We start from the raw sequence: 18,652 nt of genomic DNA, 5'->3' as shown, positions 1-18,652 counted from the left end.
TCACAGACCCAAGGTGCGGTGGCGGAAATCCTGGTCGGCCAATTGGTCGGAGGTGCCGGTCCAGCTCACCCGCCCCTTTTCCAGCACCACATGACGATGGGCCAGGGCCAGCAGGGCATCGATATTCTTGTCGATGACCAGGATGGACAGCTTGAGGGCGGCAAGGCGGCGGATGGCGGCCCAGATTTGGTCACGCACCAGGGGCGCCAATCCTTCCGTCGCTTCATCCAAAATCAGCAAGGACGGATTGGTCATCAGGGCGCGCCCAACGGCCACCATCTGCTGTTCGCCGCCCGACAGGTTGGCGGCCATGCGCCCGCGCAATTTGATCAAGGGCGGAAACAGGTCATAGACCGCGTCCAAATCCCATGACACCTGGGCATCTGGGCGGGGGATGGCGGTGGCGACCAGATTTTCCCGCACCGTCAGATTGGGGAAAACCCGGCGGCCTTCCGGCACCAGACCGATGCCGGCCCGCGCGATCTTGTGGGCGGGTTGACCGGAAATCGTTTGGCCTTGAAAGCGGATGAGGCCGCGCTTTGGCGTCAGCAGACCGGTGATGGAGGCGACCGTGCTGGTCTTGCCCATGCCGTTGCGGCCCAACAGGGCGACCACTTCGCCTTCGGCCACGCTGAAGGACACGCCGAACAGCGCCTGGGCGTCGCCGTAAAAGCTTTCCACCTCGTTGAGGTCCAGCATCATGCCTCCTCGCCCAGATAGGCGCGGCGCACCTCGGCATCGGCGCGGATGTGGTCGGGGGTGCCGCTGGCGATGATTGCCCCATAGACCAGCACCGAGATGCGGTCGGCCAGTTGGAACACCGCGTCCATGTCGTGCTCGACCAGCAAGATAGTGCGTTCGCCCTTCAGGCTTTGCAGCAGGTCGACCATGGCGCGGCCATCTTCCGGCCCCATGCCGGCCATGGGTTCGTCCAGCAGCAGCATGGCCGGATCACCGGCCAGGGCCATGGCCAGTTCCAATTGCCGGCGTTCGCCGTGGGACAGGGCGGCGGCGGCATCATGGCGGCGGTCGGCCAGACCCACCCGTTCCAGCGCCGCCAAGGCGGGGCCGAGCAAGGCCGGGTCGCGCACGGCGGGGCGCCAGAAGCGGAAGGAATGTCCGGCATGGGCCTGTACCGCCAGCACCACATTGGCCAGCACGCTGAAGCTTTTGAAGATGCTGGTGATCTGGAACGACCGCGCCAGCCCCAGGCGGGCGCGGCGATGCACATGCAGCCCGGTGACGTCGTGGCCGTTGAAGTGGATGTGGCCGGCATCGGCGGCCAGTTCCCCCGACAGCAGGCCGATCAGCGTGCTTTTGCCGGCGCCGTTGGGGCCGATCAGGGCATGCAGGTGGCCGCGTTCCACCGCCAGCGCCACCTGATGGGTGGCGATAACGCCGCCATAGCGTTTGACCAGACCCGAGGTGTGCAGCAAGGGCTCGGTCATGGCGCCCCGTCCCGGCCTTTGATCCAGCCCCACAGGCCGCGTCGCGCCGACAGCGCCAGCAGCACCAGCAGCGGCCCCAGGATCACCTGCCAATGCTGGGTCAACTCGGCCAGGGATTCCTCCAGTACCATCAGCGCCACCGCGCCGAGGACCGGCCCGACCAGAGAGCCCATGCCGCCCAACACCACCATCACCAGCAACTCGCCCGAACGTTGCCAGCTCATGATCGCCGGGCTGGCGAATTCGCTGGCATTGGCCAACAGCGCCCCGGCCAGCCCGCAGATCATCCCCGACAGGACAAAGGCGGCCAGCTTGTAGCGATAGGTGGGAAAGCCCAGGGCGCGCATGCGCCGCTCGTTGTCGCGCACGCCTTTCAACACCATGCCGAAGCGGCTGGACGACAGCCGCAGCAGCAAGGCCAGCACCGTCACCAGCAATCCCAGGCACAGATAATAGAAGGTGGTGGGATCGCTCAGTTTCAGCCCGGCCAGTTCGCTGCGGCTGTAAAGGGTGATGCCGTCATCGCCGCCATAGGTCTTGAGCCCGCCGGCCAGGAAGAACAGCATCTGGGCGAAGGCCAGGGTGATCATGATGAAATGCACGCCGGTGGTGCGCAAGGAAATGGCGCCGATGCCCAGGGCGGCCAGACCCGAGACCAGCATGGCCAGGGGCCAGACGATCAGGGCATTTTCACTGCCGGACAAGCCGAAGGGCAGGGGTGAGCCGTCGAAGACGTGCCACGAACCGATGCCGACCACATAGGCGCCCAAGCCCAGGAAGGCGGCGTGGCCGAAACTGACCATGCCGCCCAGGCCCATGACCAGATCCAGGCTGAGCGCGGCCAGGGCCATGATCAGCACGCGGGCGGCGAAACCCACATAAAAGCCTTGGCCCAACGCCGACAGCACCGGCGGCACGGCCAGGGCCAGGATCAGCAGCAGCACAAGGGCGAGCCGTCGGCGGAAATCAGGTGCGTGCGCCATAAAGCCCCTTCGGCCGCCAGGCCAGCACCAGGATCATCAGCACATAGACGCTGGTGGACGACAACGAGGCGGCGACGCTGTCGGCCTGCGATGCCGGCAAAGTCGAGCGCAAGGCCACCGGCAGCATGGTCCGCGCCAGGGTGTCGACCAAGCCGACCAGGACGGCGCCGACCAGGGCGCCCTTGATCGAGCCGATACCGCCGATGACCACGACGACGAAAGTCAGGATCAGGATGCTTTCGCCCATGCCCACCTGCACCGACAGCACGGTGCCGGCCATGCCGCCGGCCAGGGCGGCCAGACCGGTGCCCAGGCCGAAGACGATGGTGAACAAGCCGTCGATATTGACGCCCAGGGCGCCGGCCATGGCGCGGTCGCTGGCCCCGGCGCGCAGGCGCATGCCCAGGCGGGTGCGGCGGATCATCAGCCCAAGCAGGGCTGCCACCGCCAGCCCGGTGCCGAGGATGGCCAGACGGAATTGCGGATAGAACAGGCCGGGCAACAGCTCGACAGTGCCCGCCAGCGATGCCGGCGGTGACAGGAAGATGGGCTGTGCCCCCCAGATCATCCGCACCGCTTCGTTGAAGAACATGATCAGGCCGAAAGTGGCCAGAACCTGATCCAGGTGGTCGCGTTCATACAGGCGGCGGATGGCGATCCATTCCACCACCATGCCGATCAGCGCCACCAGCGGGATGGCCAGGGCCAGACCCAACAGATAACTGTCGAACCTAGCCCCCAGCGTGGCGGTAAGATAGGCGCCGAGCATATAGAACGAGCCGTGGGACAGATGAATCACGTCCATGATGCCGAAGACCAGGGTCAGGCCGGCGGCCATCAGGAACAGCGTGATCCCCAGTTGCAGCCCGTTCAGCCCCTGTTCGATGAACAGTTGGGCAATCACATGGAGCACTCACCCACGTAAGCGTCGCCGCGGTCTTGGAAGATGGGGGCGATCTTCTTGTTGAGGTAACGGCCCTTGCTGTCCTTGACCACCTCACGCAGGAAGAAATCCTGGATGGGGAAGTGGTTCTTGTTGAACTTGAAATTGCCGCGCACCGACTTGAAATCGGCGGCCATCAGGGCCTTGCCCAGGGCGGCCTTGTCGTCCAGCTTGCCGCCGGTCTTGCGGATGGCCGAATCGATCAGCATGGCGGCGTCATAGGCCTGACTGGCATAGACGCTGGGCAGGCGACCGAAGGCGGCCTCGAAATCGGCGACGAACTTCTTGTTCTGCGGATTGTCGAGATCGGGGCTCCACTGGGCGGTGTTCAAGGTGCCGACCGCCGCATCGCCCATGGCGGCAAGCGTGTCTTCCGAGAAGGTGAAGCCGGGGCCGAACAGCGGAATCTTGCCCTTCAAGCCGGCCTGTTCCCATTGCTTGACGAAGTTGACGCCCATGCCGCCGGGATAGAACACATAGACCGCGTCGGGGTTGGCGGCGCGCAGGCTGGCCAGCTCAGCGGCGTAATCCAGTTGGTTGACGGTGGTGTAGACCTCGCCCGCCACGTTGCCGGCGTAATAGCGCTTGAAGCCGTTCAGCCCGTCCTTGCCGGCGGGGTAATTCGGCGCCATCAGATAGACGTTCTTGAAGCCCTTGGCCTGGACGTAATGGCCCATGGCTTCGTGCTGGTTGTCGTTCTGATAGGCGGCAGAGAAGAAATAGGGGGTGCATTGCTTGCCGGCCAATTGCGACGGGCTGGCATTGGCCGAGATGTAATAGGTCTGCGCCCGGTCGAAGCTGGGCATGGTCGCCAGCATCAGGTTGGAGAAGATGATGCCGGTGGCGAAATCGACCTTGTCCTTCTCGATCAGCCGGGTGGCGGCGTCCTTGGCGACGTCGGGCTTTTGCTGGTCGTCCACCTCGATGATCGTGGCCTTGAGCCCACCCAAGCTGCCGCCCAGGTTCTTCACCGCCAGGTTGAAGGCGTCGCGCACGTCGATACCCAAGGATGAACCCGGCCCCGACAAGGTGGTCAGCATGCCGATCTTGACCTCGCCGGGTGCGGCCCAGGCGTGGGTCGAGGCAGCAAGAAAACCAGCCAAAATCAACGTGGAAGAAACGATGCGCATGTTGCCATCCCCCTGGGCCCGCTTAGGAAAGGGCCATGAAATCAGTTCAAGCGCCATGCGTCAAAATGAAATCGACCCGTCCGGGTCGGGTGCGGTCCGGTCTTAATCGCTTTTCTGCCCTTATCCATATTTTCCCTGGGTGCAAATGGTGCTATTGCTCCGGTCCTCATGGCATGCATACGGGAATGATGACGCGGCTTCGGTTCCCCCCCTTGCTTTCCCGGCACCTGCGCCCGCCCGTCTTCGGGCGGCGGCGGCGGATGCGCCTGGGGGCCTGGGGCGGGCTGGTGTTGCTGGCCTTGGAGATTTTCCTGGGCACCGCCATTCCGCTGGCCCGTGCCGCCCAAAGCGACCGCATGATCCCCATTGCCGATCTGATGGTCTGTACCATCGACGGTATGATGGCGGCCACGCCCGATGGTCAGGGTATGCCCGAAGCCAGCGTTTTCTGTTCCGCCTGTCTGCCCTTGGTGCAGATGCTGGCACCGCCGGAAGCGCCGTCCTTCCGTGTTCCCGCCCGTATCCATGCCTATGTCTTCGTCCCGCCGCAGCATCCCTGGCCGGTGCAGGACGCCGCCCAGGGCTTTTCCGCCCGCGCTCCCCCTTCGTCCGTCTGAACCGAACTTTTCCCTGATTTCATGCCCTGGCCCTGATCGGCCTGGGGCTGACCCCGTTTGTTCGGAGTTTCGACGTGACTGAACGCACTCAATATTGGGGGCGGCGCCGTGCCTTGCGCGCGTCCTCGGCCCTGCTGACCCTTGCCCTCATCCTGCCCGCCGGCGCCCGCGCCGCCGACGATGCGACCACCTTGCCGGAAGTGGTGGTGACCGCGCCGGCCATGGAACAGCCCATGGTGATCGAGACCGACACCGACAATCCGCGCACGCCCATTCCGCCCGCCGACGGTGCCGGTTATCTCAAGAATATTCCCGGTTTCTCGGTGGCCCGTCAGGGCGCCATCGACGGCGATCCGGTGTTGCGCGGCATCGGCGGTTCGCGTCTGAACATCTTGTTGGACGAAACCCCGGTGCTGGGCGGTTGCCCCAACCGCATGGACCCGCCCACCGCCTATATCTTCCCCGGTTCCTTCGACAAGCTGACGGTGCTGAAGGGGCCGCAAAGCGTGGTTCATGGCGGCTCGGCCATGGGCACCATCCTGGTCGAGCGCACGCCGCCGAAATTCGACAAGACCGAAATCCGCGGCACCGCCAACGCCCTTTACGGCAGCAACGACCGCAATGACGAGGTGATCGAGGCGGTGGCCGGGGCCAAGGAAGGTTACCTGCGCGCCATCGGCACCCATTCGTCGTCGGACGATTACAAGGACGGCAACGGCAACGCCCTGCACAGCCGCTATTGGCGGCACAGCGGCACCGCCATGGTCGGCTGGACCCCCGATGCGGACACCTTGTTGCAGTTCAGCTTCGATAAAAGCCAGGCCCAGGCGGCCATGCCCGGCAAGATGATGGACGGCACCCAGTTCGACCGCGAAGGCGTCAACCTGGAATTCACCAAGACCAACATCAGTCCCCTGCTGGCCAAGCTGAAATTCCTAGCCTATCACAATTACATCGACCACGTCATGGACACCTATTCCATGCGCTATACCACCACGACGATGATGACGGCGGCGTCGCAGGTCGATCACCTGATGCAGGGCGGCAAGGCCCTGGTGGAGCTGACCCCCGACACCCAGACCCTGGTCAGCCTGGGGGTGGATTACAACCGCGACGAACATACATCGCGGTCGCAAACCGCCGCCGAATACCGTCGTGGCGTCGGTCTGGACAGCAAGATGCGGGTCAAGGACATCGGCTTCGACACCTATTCCGGCTTCGGCGAGGTCAGCCGCGAGTTGTCGGCGGTGGATCGGGTCATCGGCGGCTATCGCCTGACCCATGTCGAGGCCACCCGCCACAACGTCCAGCCCAATCTGACCGACGACCGCACCTTGCATTCCGGCTTCGTCCGTTATGAACGCAACGTGGATGTGGGGCTGCCGCTGACCACCTTCGCCAGCCTGGGCCATGTGGAGCGCGCTCCCGATTACTGGGAACGCAACAAGGTGACGGCCTCCGACCGCACCTTCAAGCTGGCGACGGAAAAGACCGAGCAACTGGATATCGGCGCCCTGTTCAAGCAGGGCAACTGGCGGTCCTCGGCCTCGTTGTTCTATGCCTATACCGACGATTTCATCCTGGTGGCCAGCGCCGATGCCAAAAGCGTCGAGGCCCGGCGGTGGGGCGGCGAGGGCGATATCGCCTATAAATTCCTGCCGTCGTGGTCGGTCGAGGCCAATGCCGCCTATGTCCATGGCAACAACCTGACCGACGGCACCGCCCTGGCCCAGACCCCGCCTTTGGATACGTCCCTGGCGGTCAAGTATGACGACGGTGAATTCATGGGCGCCTTCCACATGCGTGCCGTCGCCGGCCAGCACCGCACCCAGGCCGGCTGGGGCAGCATCATCGGCCAGGATATCGGTGAAACCGGCGGTTTCGCCGTGTTCTCGCTCAATGGCGGCTGGCGGCTGAACGACGCGGTCACCTTCACCGGCGGCGTCGATAATATCTTCGACAAGACCTATGCCGAGCATATCAGCAAGACCGGGGCGTGGTCGGGGGCCGATCTGGCCGCCTATAACGACACTGTCCGCGTCAACGAACCGGGCCGCACCTTCTGGATGCGTGGATCGGTCAAGTTCTGAGCATAAGGGCGGGCCGGCTTGCCGGCCCGCCTTGTTCGGCTACACTGTCATCCCCACATGCGGTCAGTTGTTCCACCTGCACAAAGGATGCGTCATGGCCACAATCACCCTTAAGGGCAATCCCGTCACCACCAGCGGCGAGATGCCCGCCATCGGGGCCAAGGCGCCTGATTTCCGCCTGACCCGAACCGATCTGGCCGATTTCGGGCTGGCCGATTTCGCCGGCAAGAACGTGGTCGTGTCGGTGTTCCCCAGCGTCGATACCCCCACTTGCGCCACTTCGGTGCGCACATTCAACGCCGCAGCCGCCAAGCTGGCCAATACCGTGATCATCTGCGCCAGCGCCGATCTGCCGTTCGCCCATAAGCGGTTCTGCGGAGCCGAGGGACTGGACAACGTGGTCTCGGCCTCGGACTTCCGCCACAAGGATTTCGGCGGTTCTTACGGTCTGACCATCACCAGCGGTCCGCTGGCCGGCCTGCTGGCGCGCGCGGTCATCGTCATCGGCGCCGACGGCACCGTACGTCACACCCAATTGGTGGCGGAAATCGCCGACGAACCCGATTACGCCGCCGCCTTGGCTGCTATCGGCTGATGCTGCCGTCCATCCGCGATTTCGCCGCCGATGGCTTCGACCCCAGCCGCTATGCCCGGCTGGGGGACGATTGGTGGGTTGCCGCCGCCGATGTGGAAGGCAGCACCCTCCTGGCCCAGGCCGGACGGGACCGTGACGTCAACTTTGTCGCCGGGGCGGCGGTGGCGGTGCTGTCCGCCGTCGCCGGCAGCCCCGGCCAGCCCGCCGCCTGCCAGTTTGGCGGTGACGGCGCGGTGGCGGTGATCCCGCCCGAGTGCGTGGCGGCGACGCGTGAGGCTATGGCCGCCTTGGGCTGGTGGTCGACCCATGAACTGGATATTCCGCTGCGCGTCGGCATGGTGCCGGTGGCGGCCTTGCACCGTCAGGGGCATGTGGTGCTGGCGGCGCTGCACGATTTCGGCAACACCAATGTGTTCGGCCAGTTCCTGGGCGCCGGCGTGCCCATGGCCGAACACTGGATGAAAGCCGATGCCCAATGGCGGATCACCCCCAAGGAAGGCGAATTGCCAGGCCTGGAGGGCCTGTCGTGTCGGTGGGAGCCGATCCCGCCTCGGCGTGGCCACATCCTGTGCATCATCATCGATCCCATCGACCCTTTGGGCGACGCGGTGCGACAGGTGTTGCGCCGGCTGGAGCAGGTGGTGACGACCGAACGCGCCGCCCCCTTGGGCGATGGCGGTGCTTTGCGCCCGGTGGTGGTGCCGCGCGCCCGCCTGTTGGGGATCGAGGCCAAGGTGGTGGCACGCGGTCGGCGCCTGTTGCGGATGGGGCGGGCGGTTTTGGGCAGTGCCATCCTGGGACTGGTGCACCGCCTGGGCGGCAAGGCCTTGGGCATCGATGCCGGGTTTTACCGGCGCAAGGTGGCGGAACGCTCCGATTACCGCAAACTAGCCGGCGGGCCGCGTCTGGTGCTGGACGTCACCGCCGACGAAGATGCCCGCATCGAATCCCTGCTGAACGAGGCGGAAGCCGGCGGTCTCATCCATTTTGGCCTGGCCCGCAGCAAGGCCACCACCATGACCTGCATGGTCGGCGACTTTTCCGCCGACCGCCACGTCCATTTCGTCGATGGCGATGGTCTGGGCTATTGGCGCGCCTCGGTGGTGCTCAAGGAAAAGCTTAAAGCGGCGCAATAATACTTGTTATTACAATATCTGTAGCCGCAACAATCCGTCATGATTCGGGCAAAGTTCCGCAATGCTGGTTTGCTACCCACGCGCGCTGAAAGCGGCGGGCTGTTTCGCCGTCACGCATGCAAACCGGAGGAGCCATGTCCGATCCCATCTATGAACAGGTGCGCGGCAACCCAAAATTCGCCCAACTGGTCAAGCGGCGCGGGCGTCTGGCCCTGCTGCTGTCGGCCATCGTCTTGGTGTCCTATTACGCCTTCATGATGGTGGTGGCCTTCGCCCCGCAGATTCTGGCGGTTCCCTTGACTGAAGGCGGATCGCTGACCGTCGGTGCCCCCATCGGTGCCGCCATCATCATCATTTCGTGGCTGCTGACCGGGGTTTACTCCCACTTCGCCAACGGCCCGTTCGAGCAGTTGAACAACGGCATCGTGCGGGAGACGCTGAAATGATCCGCCATCACGCCAAGATCATCCTGCCCGCTTTGGCCGTCCTGCTGGCCGCCGCTCCGGCCCTGGCCGCCGCCGGCGACCTGGGGGCAGTGGAAAAGCAGCCCATCAACCTGTCGGCCATCGGCATGTTCCTGGCCTTCGTCCTGCTAACCCTGGGGATCACCTATTGGGCGGCCACCCGGACCCGCTCGGCCAGCGATTTCTATACCGCCGGCGGCGGCATCACCGGTTTCCAGAACGGTCTGGCCATCGCCGGTGATTACATGTCGGCGGCGACGCTGCTGGGCCTGTCGTCGCTGGTCTTCGCCAAGGGCTTCGACGGCTTCATCTACACCATCAGCTTCTTCGTCGGCTGGCCGATCATCTTGTTCCTGATGGCCGAGCGGCTGCGCAATCTGGGCCGCTTCACCTTCGCCGATATCGCCAGCTACCGGCTGGACCAGTCCAAGATCCGTACCTTCGCCGCCATGGGCTCGCTGGCGGTGGTGTGCTTCTATCTGATCGTGCAGATGGTCGGCGCCGGCCAGTTGATCAAGCTTCTGTTCGGCCTGGATTACGCCGTCGCCGTCATCCTGGTCGGTGTTTTGATGGTGGTTTATGTCACCTTCGGCGGCATGATCGCCACCACCTGGGTGCAGATCATCAAGGCCTGCCTGATGCTGGGCGGCGGCGCGCTGCTGACCTTGCTGGCACTGCACCATTTCGGCTTCAGCCTGGAGGCCATGGCCACCAGCGCGGTGGCGTCGCACAAGGAAGGCATCAAGATCATGGGGCCGGGCTCCATGCTGGCCGATCCGGTGTCCGCCGTCTCCATGTCGCTGGGTCTGGTGTTCGGCACGGCGGCGCTGCCGCACATCATGATGCGCTTCTTCACCGTCCCCAATGCCCGCGAGGCGCGGAAAAGCGTGTTCGTCGCCTCGGGCATCATCGGCTTCTTCTTCCTGCTGGTGTGCATCCTGGGCATGGCCGCCATCACCATTGTCGGCACCGATCCGCAATTCTTCGAAGGCGGCAAGGTCGGCGGCAAGCTGCTGGGCGGCGGCAACATGCCGATCATGCATCTGTCCAAGGCCCTGGGCGGCGATCTGTTCCTGGGCTTCCTGTCGGCGGTGGCCTTCGCCACCATCCTGGCGGTGGTGTCGGGTCTGGCTTTGGCCGGCGCCTCGGCCATTTCCCACGACATCTACGCCCGCGTCATCAAGAAGGGCCAATGCTCGGAAAAGGAAGAACTGCGGGTGTCCAAGCTGGCCTCGCTGCTGCTGGGCGCGCTCGGCGTGATCTTGGGCATTTTGTTTGAAAAGCAGAACGTGGCCTTCCTGGTCGGCCTGACCTTCGGCATCGCCGCTTCCGCCAACTTCCCCATCCTGATCCTGTCCATGTATTGGAAGGGATTGACCACCAAGGGGGCCCTGTGGGGCGGTCTGGCCGGTCTGATTTCCGCCGTCACCATGGTCATCTTGTCCAAGGCGGTGTGGGTGGTGGTGCTGGAAAACCCAGCCCCCATCTTCCCCTACGAGCATCCGGCCCTGTTCTCCATGACCTTGGCCTTCCTGGTCACCATCACCGTGTCCAAGCTGGATAAATCGGCCCAGGCGAGCGCGGAAATCGCCGCCTTCGACGATCAGTACGTGCGCTCGCAAACCGGCATCGGCGCGGCGGCTGCATCCAGCCACTGATCTTTTTGCTTGCGTTTATGTCGTCCGCCGGGCCTTAAAACCCGGCGGATTTTTTTTGGAAGGGACACTTCATGCTTCTCGCGGCCACCCATAGCGGCAGTTTCCACGCCGACGACGTCTTCGCCTTCGCCATTCTCAAGGCGGCGACCGACGGCGCCGTCAGCCTGACCCGCTCGCGCGAGGCCATGGATTGGGACCGCGCCCAGGTGGTGTTCGACGTGGGCGGCGTTTACGACCCCGACCAGGGCCGCTATGACCACCACATGCGCGACAAGCCCTTGCGCCCCAATGGCGAGGCGTTTTCCTCCGCCGGTCTGATCTGGCGCGATTATGGCCGCGCGGCCATCGCGCATTTGCAAAACACCGCCACCCCCGGTCAGATCGACATCATCTGGGCCAAGCTGGACGCTGGATTGCTGCGCGATATCGACCTGATGGACAACGGCGCCATGGACCGCCATCCCGGCCATTTCTCGGCCCTCCTGGAAACCTGGAACCCCACCTTCGCCGAAAACAGCGCCGACGAGAACGCCAGCTATCATCAGGCGGTGATGGTGGCCGACAATGTTCTGGCGCGTTCCGTCGCCCATGCCTTCGCCGCTGCTATCGCCCAGGATGCGGTGGCCGATGCGGCGGAGCGGGCGGCTGACCCGCGTATCATCGTCCTCGACAGCCGGCTGCCGTGGGAAGAGGCGGTGTTCGACCTGAACCTGACCCAGGCGCTTTACGTCATCCGCCCCGCCGGCAAGGATTGGACGGTGTCGGCGGTGCCGCCCGAGCGCGGCTCGTTCGCCCAGAAAAAGCCGCTGCCCGATGCCTGGGGCGGTCTGCGCGAGGCTGCGTTGGCGGCGGTGTGCGGGGTGAGTGACGCCACCTTCTGCCATTCCGCCCGCTTCGTCTGCGGCGCCAAGACCCGCGAGGGAGCCATGGCCATGGCCGGTTTGGCGGTCGAGGCATAGTCCACATTTTCCGTAGGCACGAACCTCGACAAGTGGTATTACCAAAATGGGGTCGCGAAGACGGCCCGGTAACGCCATGGGAATGTCCGCATGCCTGCACTCGTCACGCCGCCATCGGTGCCGCCGAAGACCGTCTATTACTTCGGCACCTGCCTGATCGACCTGTTCTATCCCGCCGCCGGTCTGGCCGGGATGGAGCTGTTGAAGCGCCAGGGCCTGCGGGTGGTGTTCCCGCAATCGCAAAGCTGCTGCGGCCAGCCGGCCTATAATTCCGGCCACCGGGACGAAGCGCGCGAGGTCGCCCGCGCCCAGCTTGACGCCTTCCCCGAGGATTGGCCCATCGTCGTGCCGTCGGGGTCGTGCGCCGGGATGATGCGGGTGCATTACCCCGATCTGTTTGCGGGCGACCGCGACCACGCCCGCGCCATTGCCTTCGCCGGGCGGGTTTACGAGCTGTCGTGGTTCCTGGTCCATGTGGTGGGCCTGGATGAAAAGCTGGTGGACCGGGGCGAGAAGGTGCAGGTGACCTGGCACGGCTCGTGCCATTCCATGCGTGAGATGGGGGTGGTGGACGAGCCCAAGCGGCTGTTACGCGGCTTGGCCAATGTCACCTTGGTGGAAAATCCGCGGGAAAAGGAATGCTGCGGCTTCGGCGGCACCTTCGCCGTGCGCCAGCCGGAAATCTCGGCTGCCATGGTCGCCGACAAGATCAATGCCATCGGCGAGACCGGCGCCGCCCGCGTGGTGTCGGGCGATTGCGGTTGCCTGATGAATATCGGCGGCGCGCTGGACAAGGCGGGCAAGCCCATCCGGGCCCAGCATCTGGCCGAATTCCTGCTGGAGCGCTGCCATGAAGAGTGATTTTTCCAGCCGCGCCCACGACGCGCTCAACAATCCGCAACTGCGCCGCAATTTCCGCCGGGCCATGGACGGGCTGATGAGCAAGCGCGCCGTCCAGTTCGCCGACCAAGACGATTGGGCGGCGTTGCGCGCCCGTGGTGCAGCCATCAAGGCCCGCGCCCTGGCCCGGCTGCCCGATCTTTTGGAGGAATTCGAGCGAAAGGCCACGGCCAACGGCATCATCGTCCATTGGGCCGAAACCACCGCCGACGCCAATAGCATCGTTTTGGACATCCTGACCGCCCATGGCGCCAAGCGCGTCATCAAGGGCAAGTCCATGGTGTCCGAGGAAATGCACCTGAACGCCCATCTGGAGGCCCACGGCATTACCGCGGTGGAATCGGATTTGGGCGAATACATCATCCAACTGGCCGGCGAGGCGCCCAGCCACATCGTTATGCCGTGCATCCACAAGAACAAGGGCGAGATCGCCCAATTGTTCACCGACAACATCGCCGGTCAGCCCTATACCGAGGACGTCGACGCCCTGACCGCCGCCGCCCGCAAGGTGCTGCGGCGCGAATTCGCCAACGCCGATGCCGGTCTGTCGGGGGCCAATTTCCTGGTCGCCGAAACCGGGTCGTTGGTGTTGATCGAAAACGAAGGCAATGGTCGGCTGTCGACCACGCTGCCGCCCTTGCACATCGCCGTCACCGGCATCGAGAAGCTGGTGGAAAAGCTGGACGACGTCGCCCCCTTGCTGGCGCTTTTGCCGCGTTCGGCCACCGGTCAGCCCATCACCACCTATGTCAACATGATCACCTCCCCGCGCAAGGAAGGGGAAAAGGACGGGCCGCGCCAGGTGCATCTGGTGCTGCTGGATAATGGCCGCTCGCGCGTCTATGCCGATCTGCAATTACGCGACACGCTTCGTTGCATCCGCTGCGGCGCCTGCATGAACCATTGCCCGGTCTATGCCCGTGTCGGCGGCCATACCTATGGTTCAGTCTATCCCGGCCCCATCGGCAAGATTTTGACGCCGCAACTGGCCGGCCTCGATTGCGCCGGCGATCTGCCCCATGCCTCGACGCTCTGCAATGCCTGCGTCGAGGTCTGCCCGGTGCAAATCCCCATCGCCGACATATTAGTGCGGCTGCGCACCGAGGCGGCGCAGCCGTCGCAAGCGCCGGGGGTGAAGGGGGCGGGCAGCAACACGTCCATGGTGGAAAACGCGGTGTGGAGGGGCTGGCAGGCCATGAATTCCAGCCCCGCCGCCTATGCCGCCGCCACCCGCAGCTTGGCGGTGATCGGTAATCTGATCCCGGCGGCCGCGCCGTTGCTGAAGCAATGGACCTCCGTGCGGTCGAAGCCGAAATTCGCCGGTCGCACCCTGCACCAATTGGCCCGGGACAAGGGGTACGAAAATGAGTAACGCCCGCGCTGCCATTTTGGCTCGCCTGCGCGCCGCGCCCAAGGGGACGGTGCCCGATCTGCCCTATTGGATGCCGCCGGTGTTCGCCGACCGGCTGGACCGCTTCCGCCTTATGCTCGAGGCGGTGCACGGCGAGGTGCATGTCATCGCCGCCGATCAATGGCGTCAGCATCTGCGCCTGATCCTGTCGTCCAAGGATGTCGGTCGGGTGATGGCGCCGCCCGATCTGGCGGTGGATTGGCCCGATGTGGTCGCCTATGACCGCCCGGTCGAGGAGTTGAAGGACCAATTGGTCGACGGCATCGACGCCGCCATCACCAATGCCTGCGGCGCCATCGCCGAAACCGGCACGGTGGTGCTGCGCCCCGATGCCGATCAGCCGCGCCTGATGTCGTTGCTGCCGCCCATCCATGTGGTTCTGCTCAAGCTGTCCGACATCGCCGACAACATGGCCGGGCTGATGGCGGCGCAGGATTGGGCCGGGACCATGCCGACCAACCTGCTGCTGATCTCCGGCCCGTCCAAGACCGCCGACATCGAACAGACCCTGGCCTACGGTGTCCATGGTCCCAAGGAACTGATCGTCCTGGTGCTGCAATGAGCGTCAAATCCCGGCTTGCCCCGCTGATCCCGCCCCATCGGCTGATCGACGATCCGTTGCGGCTGCTGGCCTATGGTACCGATGCCAGCTTCTATCGGCTGATCCCCAAGCTAGTGGTCAAGGCCGATACCGAGGCCGAGGTGGTGGCGGTGCTGGCGGCGTGCGCCCAGGAAAACGTGCCGGTGACCTTCCGTGCCGCCGGCACCTCGCTGTCGGGGCAGGCGGTGACCGATTCCGTGCTGCTGTTGCTGGGTGACGGCTGGAACGGCGCGGTGGTGGAGGCGGGCGGTGCCCGTATCCGCTTGCAGCCCGGAATCATCGGCGCCGAGGCCAACCGTCGCTTGGCCGCCTTTGGCCGCAAGATCGGCCCCGATCCGGCCTCCATCGATTCGGCCAAGATCGGCGGCATCGCCGCCAACAATGCATCGGGCATGTGTTGCGGCACGGCGCAGAATTCCTATCGCACACTTGCCGCCATGCGGCTGATCCTGGCCGACGGTACCCTGGTCGATACGGGGGATGCTGTCTCCGTCGCCGCCTTCCGCGCCAGCCATGCGGCCTTGCTGGAAAGCCTGGGGCAATTGGCTGAACAGGCCCGCGCCGACGACGTGCTGGCCGCGCGCATCAACAAGAAATTCGCCATCAAGAACACCACCGGCTATGCGCTTAATGCCCTGGTGGATTTCACCGATCCGGTGGATATCTTGCAGCATCTGATGATCGGGTCGGAAGGTACCTTGGGCTTTATCGCCGAGATCACCTACGACACCGTGCCCGATCATGCCGACCGGGCCAACGCCCTGATCTTCTTCGCCGATGCTGCCCTGGCCTGCCGGGCGGTGGCGGCGCTGAAGACGACGCCGGTTTCGGCGGTGGAGCTGATGGACCGCGCGGCCCTGCGCAGCGTCGAGGGCAAGCCGGGCATGCCCGCCATGCTGGCCGACCTGCCTGCGGATGCCGCCGCGCTGTTGGTGGAAAGCCGCGCCGGTGACCAGAGCGATCTGGCCGCCAACATCGCCGCCATCGTCGCCGCGCTCGACGGTATCGCCACCATCGGCGGGGTAAGTTTCACCACCGACGCGGTCGAGGGCGCCAAACTGTGGAAAATCCGCAAGGGTCTGTTTCCGGCGGTGGGGGCGGTGCGCCCGCTGGGCACCACCGTGATCATCGAGGACGTGGCCTTCCGGGTAGAGGATCTGGCCGCCGCCACCACCGATCTGCAAGCTTTGTTCGTCAAGCACTTCTATACCGAGGCCATCATTTTCGGCCATGCGCTGGAAGGTAATCTGCACTTCGTCTTCACCCAGGATTTCGGCTCTGATGCCGAAATCCAGCGTTACGGCGCCTTCATGGACGACGTCGCCAAACTGGTGGTGGACAAATACGACGGTTCGTTGAAGGCCGAGCACGGCACCGGACGCAACATGGCGCCTTATGTGGAGATGGAATGGGGCAAGGCCGCCACCGATCTGATGTGGCGGATCAAGGAAATGCTGGACCCGGCGGGATTGCTCAATCCCGGCGTCATCCTGGATCGTGATCCTCAGGCCCATCTGAAGAACCTGAAGCCCATGCCCGCCGCCGATGTCTTGATCGACACCTGCATCGAATGCGGCTTCTGCGAGCGCATGTGCCCCAGCCACGGCCTGACCCTGTCGCCCCGCCAGCGCATCGTCGGCTGGCGTGAAATGGCCCGCGCCCAGGCCGCCGGCGATGTTGTGCGCCGGGACGAAATCGGAACTCTCTACGATTATCACGGCCTCGACACCTGCGCCGCCTGCGGCTTGTGCGCAACCGCCTGCCCCGTCGGGATCGAAACCGGAACGCTGATCAAAGCCTTACGTGGTCGCAAGCAGGGCCGCATGGCCCAGGCTGTGGGCCAGCTCGCCGCCGATCATTACGGCCTGCTGATGAAGGCCACCGCGTGGGGCCTGGGTGCGGCGGCCATGGTCGATACCGTCGCCGGCAGCGCCCGCAACCGCCGCCGGCTGCCGACCATGGCCCAGCCCGCCTTGCAAGGCGGCGGCGATGGCGCCGATGCGGTGGTCTATGTGCCGTCCTGTGCCGCCCGCACCATGGGGCCGGCGTTGGACGACCCGGTCACGGCCTGCCTGCCAGACGCCACCGAAGCTTTGCTGAAAAAGGCCGGTTTCCGCGTGATCTTCCCGGCGGGCCTGGCCAATCTGTGTTGCGGTCAGCCGTGGGACAGCAAGGGGCTGGCCGATATCGCCGAGGCCAAGGCGCGCGACATGGCCGCCGCCTTGGATGCGGCCAGCGATCACGGCAGGCTGCCGGTGATCATGGATACCGCCACCTGCTCGGCCCGGCTCAAGTCCTTCACTCCTGTTCTCGACGCGGTCGAGGCGCTGCATGACCTGATCCTGCCGCGCCTGTCGCTGCATCCCATCGAAGGTCCGGTGCTGCTGCACATCCCCTGCTCGGTGCGAAAAATGGGGCTTGAGGACAAGCTGTTGGCGGTGGCCAAGGCCTGCGCCACCCAGGTGGTGGTCCCCGACGGCGTCACCTGCTGCGGCTTCGCCGGCGACAAGGGCTTCACCACGCCGGAACTGAACGCCCATGCGCTCCGGAAACTGACGGTGCCCGAGGGCTGCCATGAAGGTTTTTCCGCCAACCGCACCTGTGAAATCGGCTTGGCCGATCACGGCGGAATCCCTTATCGTTCGATCATTCATCTGGTCGATCGGGTATCGCGCCGCGCCGAGGGGTAGGAAATGCAGGTTGTCCTCGACGTCGCCTTGCCGGTGTTCGCCATCATCATCGCCGGCTATGCCGGCGGGCGCACAGTGCTGGGGCAAGAGGCGTCAAGTGCGCTGTCCGCCTTCGTCTATTGGTTCGCCTTGCCGGCGGTGCTGCTGCTGTCCATGGCGCGGCAGCCCTTATCCGACATTTTCAACCTGTCCTTCATCGGTGCCTTCTTGGGCTCCATGCTGATGGTCTACGCCCTGGGCTGGCTGCTGGGCTGGCTGAAGGGCAGGGGGGATGGCGCCGAAATCAACTCGTTGCAGGCGCTCAACGCCAGTTTCTCCAATACCGGCTATATGGGCATCCCGCTGTTTCTGGCCGCCTATGGCGCCGACCAGCTGCTGCCGGCGATCATCGCCACCGTGATCATGAGCGTGGTGATGATCGGTCTGGCGGTCATCGCCATGGAAATGGCCCGCTCGCACGGGGCCGGGCTGGGCCGCGCTTTGGCCGATGTCGGCAAGGCCCTGCTCCGTAACCCGCTGATCGTATCGTCGTTTGCCGGGCTGGCCTGGAATTTGGCGGGCTTGCCGGTGCCGCAGCCGGTGGTCAACTTCTGTCAATTGCTGGGCGCGGCCGCCGGTCCCTGCGCCTTGTTCGCCATCGGCGTGTTCCTAGCCGGGCGCCCGCTGGAACTGGCGTGGCGGCAGGTGGGGTGGCTGGTGCCACTGAAATTGCTGGTCCATCCGTTGTTGGCCTGGCTGCTGATCGAGACCGTGTTCCCGCTTGACCGCTTCTGGACCGGGGCGACGCTGCTGCTGGCCGCGCTGCCCACCGGGGCGCTGACCTTCGTCATGGCCAGTCAGTACAAGGTCTATGTGGAGCGCACCTCGCAGGTGATTCTGCTGTCCACCATCGCCTCGGTGCCGGTTTTGTCGGTGATCCTGGTGCTCTACGCCAATCGGTAATACCAGTCTACGCCCAGTGATGGGGTGATGCTTGCGACCAAGGTTGGGTATGGCCTGCTAAATGATGGCGCACCTTACACCTCCG

At 64.8% G+C, this 18,652-nt stretch carries 17 protein-coding genes; 12 read left to right on the top strand and 5 right to left on the bottom strand.

Going from position 1 to position 18,652, the window contains the following annotated elements:
• The 5 genes from MGMSRV2_RS09105 to MGMSRV2_RS09085 are packed head-to-tail and all read right to left on the bottom strand — an operon-like array spanning window position 1 to window position 4,504.
• Window positions 1-702, bottom strand: coding sequence for an ABC transporter ATP-binding protein (locus MGMSRV2_RS09105; protein ID WP_024080056.1), 702 nt, complete (start codon window positions 700-702; stop codon window positions 1-3).
• Window positions 699-1,448, bottom strand: coding sequence for an ABC transporter ATP-binding protein (locus MGMSRV2_RS09100; protein WP_024080055.1), 750 nt, complete (start codon window positions 1,446-1,448; stop codon window positions 699-701). Before MGMSRV2_RS09100 ends, MGMSRV2_RS09105 begins: the two co-directional genes overlap by 4 nt.
• Window positions 1,445-2,431 carry a branched-chain amino acid ABC transporter permease gene (locus MGMSRV2_RS09095; RefSeq protein WP_024080054.1) on the bottom strand — a complete coding sequence of 329 codons (987 nt, stop codon included), beginning with the start codon at window positions 2,429-2,431 and terminating at the stop codon, window positions 1,445-1,447. Before MGMSRV2_RS09095 ends, MGMSRV2_RS09100 begins: the two co-directional genes overlap by 4 nt.
• Complete coding sequence (locus MGMSRV2_RS09090; RefSeq protein ID WP_041634278.1) at window positions 2,415-3,335, bottom strand: branched-chain amino acid ABC transporter permease; 921 nt, start codon at window positions 3,333-3,335, stop codon at window positions 2,415-2,417. The genes MGMSRV2_RS09095 and MGMSRV2_RS09090 overlap by 17 nt, the downstream gene beginning before the upstream one ends.
• On the bottom strand, window positions 3,332-4,504 hold the full coding sequence (locus MGMSRV2_RS09085; RefSeq protein ID WP_024080052.1) for an ABC transporter substrate-binding protein: 1,173 nt from the start codon (window positions 4,502-4,504) through the stop codon (window positions 3,332-3,334). Before MGMSRV2_RS09085 ends, MGMSRV2_RS09090 begins: the two co-directional genes overlap by 4 nt.
• A 185-nt stretch (window positions 4,505-4,689) precedes the next feature.
• Between MGMSRV2_RS09085 and MGMSRV2_RS09080 the strand changes: the two genes are divergently transcribed.
• The 12 genes from MGMSRV2_RS09080 (at window position 4,690) to MGMSRV2_RS09025 (ending at window position 18,567) form a co-directional block, all read left to right on the top strand.
• Entirely contained in the window at window positions 4,690-5,121 is a 432-nt protein-coding gene (locus MGMSRV2_RS09080) for a hypothetical protein (RefSeq protein ID WP_144084283.1), read from the top strand.
• A 74-nt stretch (window positions 5,122-5,195) separates the two neighbouring features.
• Entirely contained in the window at window positions 5,196-7,211 is a 2,016-nt protein-coding gene (locus tag MGMSRV2_RS09075) for a TonB-dependent copper receptor (protein WP_024080050.1), read from the top strand.
• Window positions 7,212-7,305: 94 nt separating this feature from the next.
• Window positions 7,306-7,806, top strand: coding sequence for a thiol peroxidase (tpx, locus tag MGMSRV2_RS09070; protein ID WP_024080049.1), 501 nt, complete (start codon window positions 7,306-7,308; stop codon window positions 7,804-7,806).
• Window positions 7,806-8,942, top strand: coding sequence for a DUF3095 family protein (locus MGMSRV2_RS09065; protein WP_024080048.1), 1,137 nt, complete (start codon window positions 7,806-7,808; stop codon window positions 8,940-8,942). Before tpx ends, MGMSRV2_RS09065 begins: the two co-directional genes overlap by 1 nt.
• A 134-nt stretch (window positions 8,943-9,076) precedes the next feature.
• A complete protein-coding gene (locus MGMSRV2_RS09060) occupies window positions 9,077-9,388 on the top strand; it encodes a DUF485 domain-containing protein (protein WP_024080047.1) in 312 nt (103 codons plus the stop codon).
• Window positions 9,385-11,064, top strand: coding sequence for a cation acetate symporter (locus MGMSRV2_RS09055; RefSeq protein WP_024080046.1), 1,680 nt, complete (start codon window positions 9,385-9,387; stop codon window positions 11,062-11,064). Before MGMSRV2_RS09060 ends, MGMSRV2_RS09055 begins: the two co-directional genes overlap by 4 nt.
• Window positions 11,065-11,135: 71 nt before the next feature.
• Window positions 11,136-12,023 (top strand): MYG1 family protein, encoded by an 888-nt coding sequence (locus MGMSRV2_RS09050; RefSeq protein WP_024080045.1) that lies wholly within the window; start codon window positions 11,136-11,138, stop codon window positions 12,021-12,023.
• Window positions 12,024-12,113: 90 nt separating this feature from the next.
• Window positions 12,114-12,884 (top strand): (Fe-S)-binding protein, encoded by a 771-nt coding sequence (locus MGMSRV2_RS09045; protein WP_024080044.1) that lies wholly within the window; start codon window positions 12,114-12,116, stop codon window positions 12,882-12,884.
• Window positions 12,874-14,295: a LutB/LldF family L-lactate oxidation iron-sulfur protein gene (locus tag MGMSRV2_RS09040; RefSeq protein WP_024080043.1), complete on the top strand. Its 1,422-nt coding sequence runs from the start codon at window positions 12,874-12,876 to the stop codon at window positions 14,293-14,295. Before MGMSRV2_RS09045 ends, MGMSRV2_RS09040 begins: the two co-directional genes overlap by 11 nt.
• Complete coding sequence (locus tag MGMSRV2_RS09035) at window positions 14,288-14,896, top strand: LutC/YkgG family protein (RefSeq protein WP_024080042.1); 609 nt, start codon at window positions 14,288-14,290, stop codon at window positions 14,894-14,896. The genes MGMSRV2_RS09040 and MGMSRV2_RS09035 overlap by 8 nt, the downstream gene beginning before the upstream one ends.
• Window positions 14,893-17,625 (top strand): FAD-binding and (Fe-S)-binding domain-containing protein, encoded by a 2,733-nt coding sequence (locus tag MGMSRV2_RS09030; RefSeq protein WP_024080041.1) that lies wholly within the window; start codon window positions 14,893-14,895, stop codon window positions 17,623-17,625. Before MGMSRV2_RS09035 ends, MGMSRV2_RS09030 begins: the two co-directional genes overlap by 4 nt.
• A gap of 3 nt (window positions 17,626-17,628) precedes the next feature.
• Complete coding sequence (locus tag MGMSRV2_RS09025; RefSeq protein WP_024080040.1) at window positions 17,629-18,567, top strand: AEC family transporter; 939 nt, start codon at window positions 17,629-17,631, stop codon at window positions 18,565-18,567.
• Window positions 18,568-18,652: the final 85 nt, after the last annotated feature.

It is taken from the genome of Magnetospirillum gryphiswaldense MSR-1 v2 (assembly GCF_000513295.1).
Classification (GTDB): Bacteria; Pseudomonadota; Alphaproteobacteria; order Rhodospirillales; family Magnetospirillaceae; genus Magnetospirillum; species Magnetospirillum gryphiswaldense.
This window is presented reverse-complemented; position numbering and strand designations above follow the sequence as displayed.

What these genes read in the sequence shown, in the direction of transcription:
- MGMSRV2_RS09105 (WP_024080056.1), bottom strand. Translation starts at nt 702, where the DNA reads ATGATGCTGGACCTCAACGAGGTGGAAAGCTTTTACGGCGACGCCCAG.
- MGMSRV2_RS09100 (WP_024080055.1), bottom strand. Translation starts at nt 1,448, where the DNA reads ATGACCGAGCCCTTGCTGCACACCTCGGGTCTGGTCAAACGCTATGGC.
- MGMSRV2_RS09095 (WP_024080054.1), bottom strand. Translation starts at nt 2,431, where the DNA reads ATGGCGCACGCACCTGATTTCCGCCGACGGCTCGCCCTTGTGCTGCTG.
- MGMSRV2_RS09085 (WP_024080052.1), bottom strand. Translation starts at nt 4,504, where the DNA reads ATGCGCATCGTTTCTTCCACGTTGATTTTGGCTGGTTTTCTTGCTGCC.
- MGMSRV2_RS09080 (WP_144084283.1), top strand. Translation starts at nt 4,690, where the DNA reads ATGATGACGCGGCTTCGGTTCCCCCCCTTGCTTTCCCGGCACCTGCGC.
- tpx (WP_024080049.1), top strand. Translation starts at nt 7,306, where the DNA reads ATGGCCACAATCACCCTTAAGGGCAATCCCGTCACCACCAGCGGCGAG.
- MGMSRV2_RS09065 (WP_024080048.1), top strand. Translation starts at nt 7,806, where the DNA reads ATGCTGCCGTCCATCCGCGATTTCGCCGCCGATGGCTTCGACCCCAGC.
- MGMSRV2_RS09060 (WP_024080047.1), top strand. Translation starts at nt 9,077, where the DNA reads ATGTCCGATCCCATCTATGAACAGGTGCGCGGCAACCCAAAATTCGCC.
- MGMSRV2_RS09055 (WP_024080046.1), top strand. Translation starts at nt 9,385, where the DNA reads ATGATCCGCCATCACGCCAAGATCATCCTGCCCGCTTTGGCCGTCCTG.
- MGMSRV2_RS09050 (WP_024080045.1), top strand. Translation starts at nt 11,136, where the DNA reads ATGCTTCTCGCGGCCACCCATAGCGGCAGTTTCCACGCCGACGACGTC.
- MGMSRV2_RS09045 (WP_024080044.1), top strand. Translation starts at nt 12,114, where the DNA reads ATGCCTGCACTCGTCACGCCGCCATCGGTGCCGCCGAAGACCGTCTAT.
- MGMSRV2_RS09040 (WP_024080043.1), top strand. Translation starts at nt 12,874, where the DNA reads ATGAAGAGTGATTTTTCCAGCCGCGCCCACGACGCGCTCAACAATCCG.
- MGMSRV2_RS09035 (WP_024080042.1), top strand. Translation starts at nt 14,288, where the DNA reads ATGAGTAACGCCCGCGCTGCCATTTTGGCTCGCCTGCGCGCCGCGCCC.
- MGMSRV2_RS09030 (WP_024080041.1), top strand. Translation starts at nt 14,893, where the DNA reads ATGAGCGTCAAATCCCGGCTTGCCCCGCTGATCCCGCCCCATCGGCTG.
- MGMSRV2_RS09025 (WP_024080040.1), top strand. Translation starts at nt 17,629, where the DNA reads ATGCAGGTTGTCCTCGACGTCGCCTTGCCGGTGTTCGCCATCATCATC.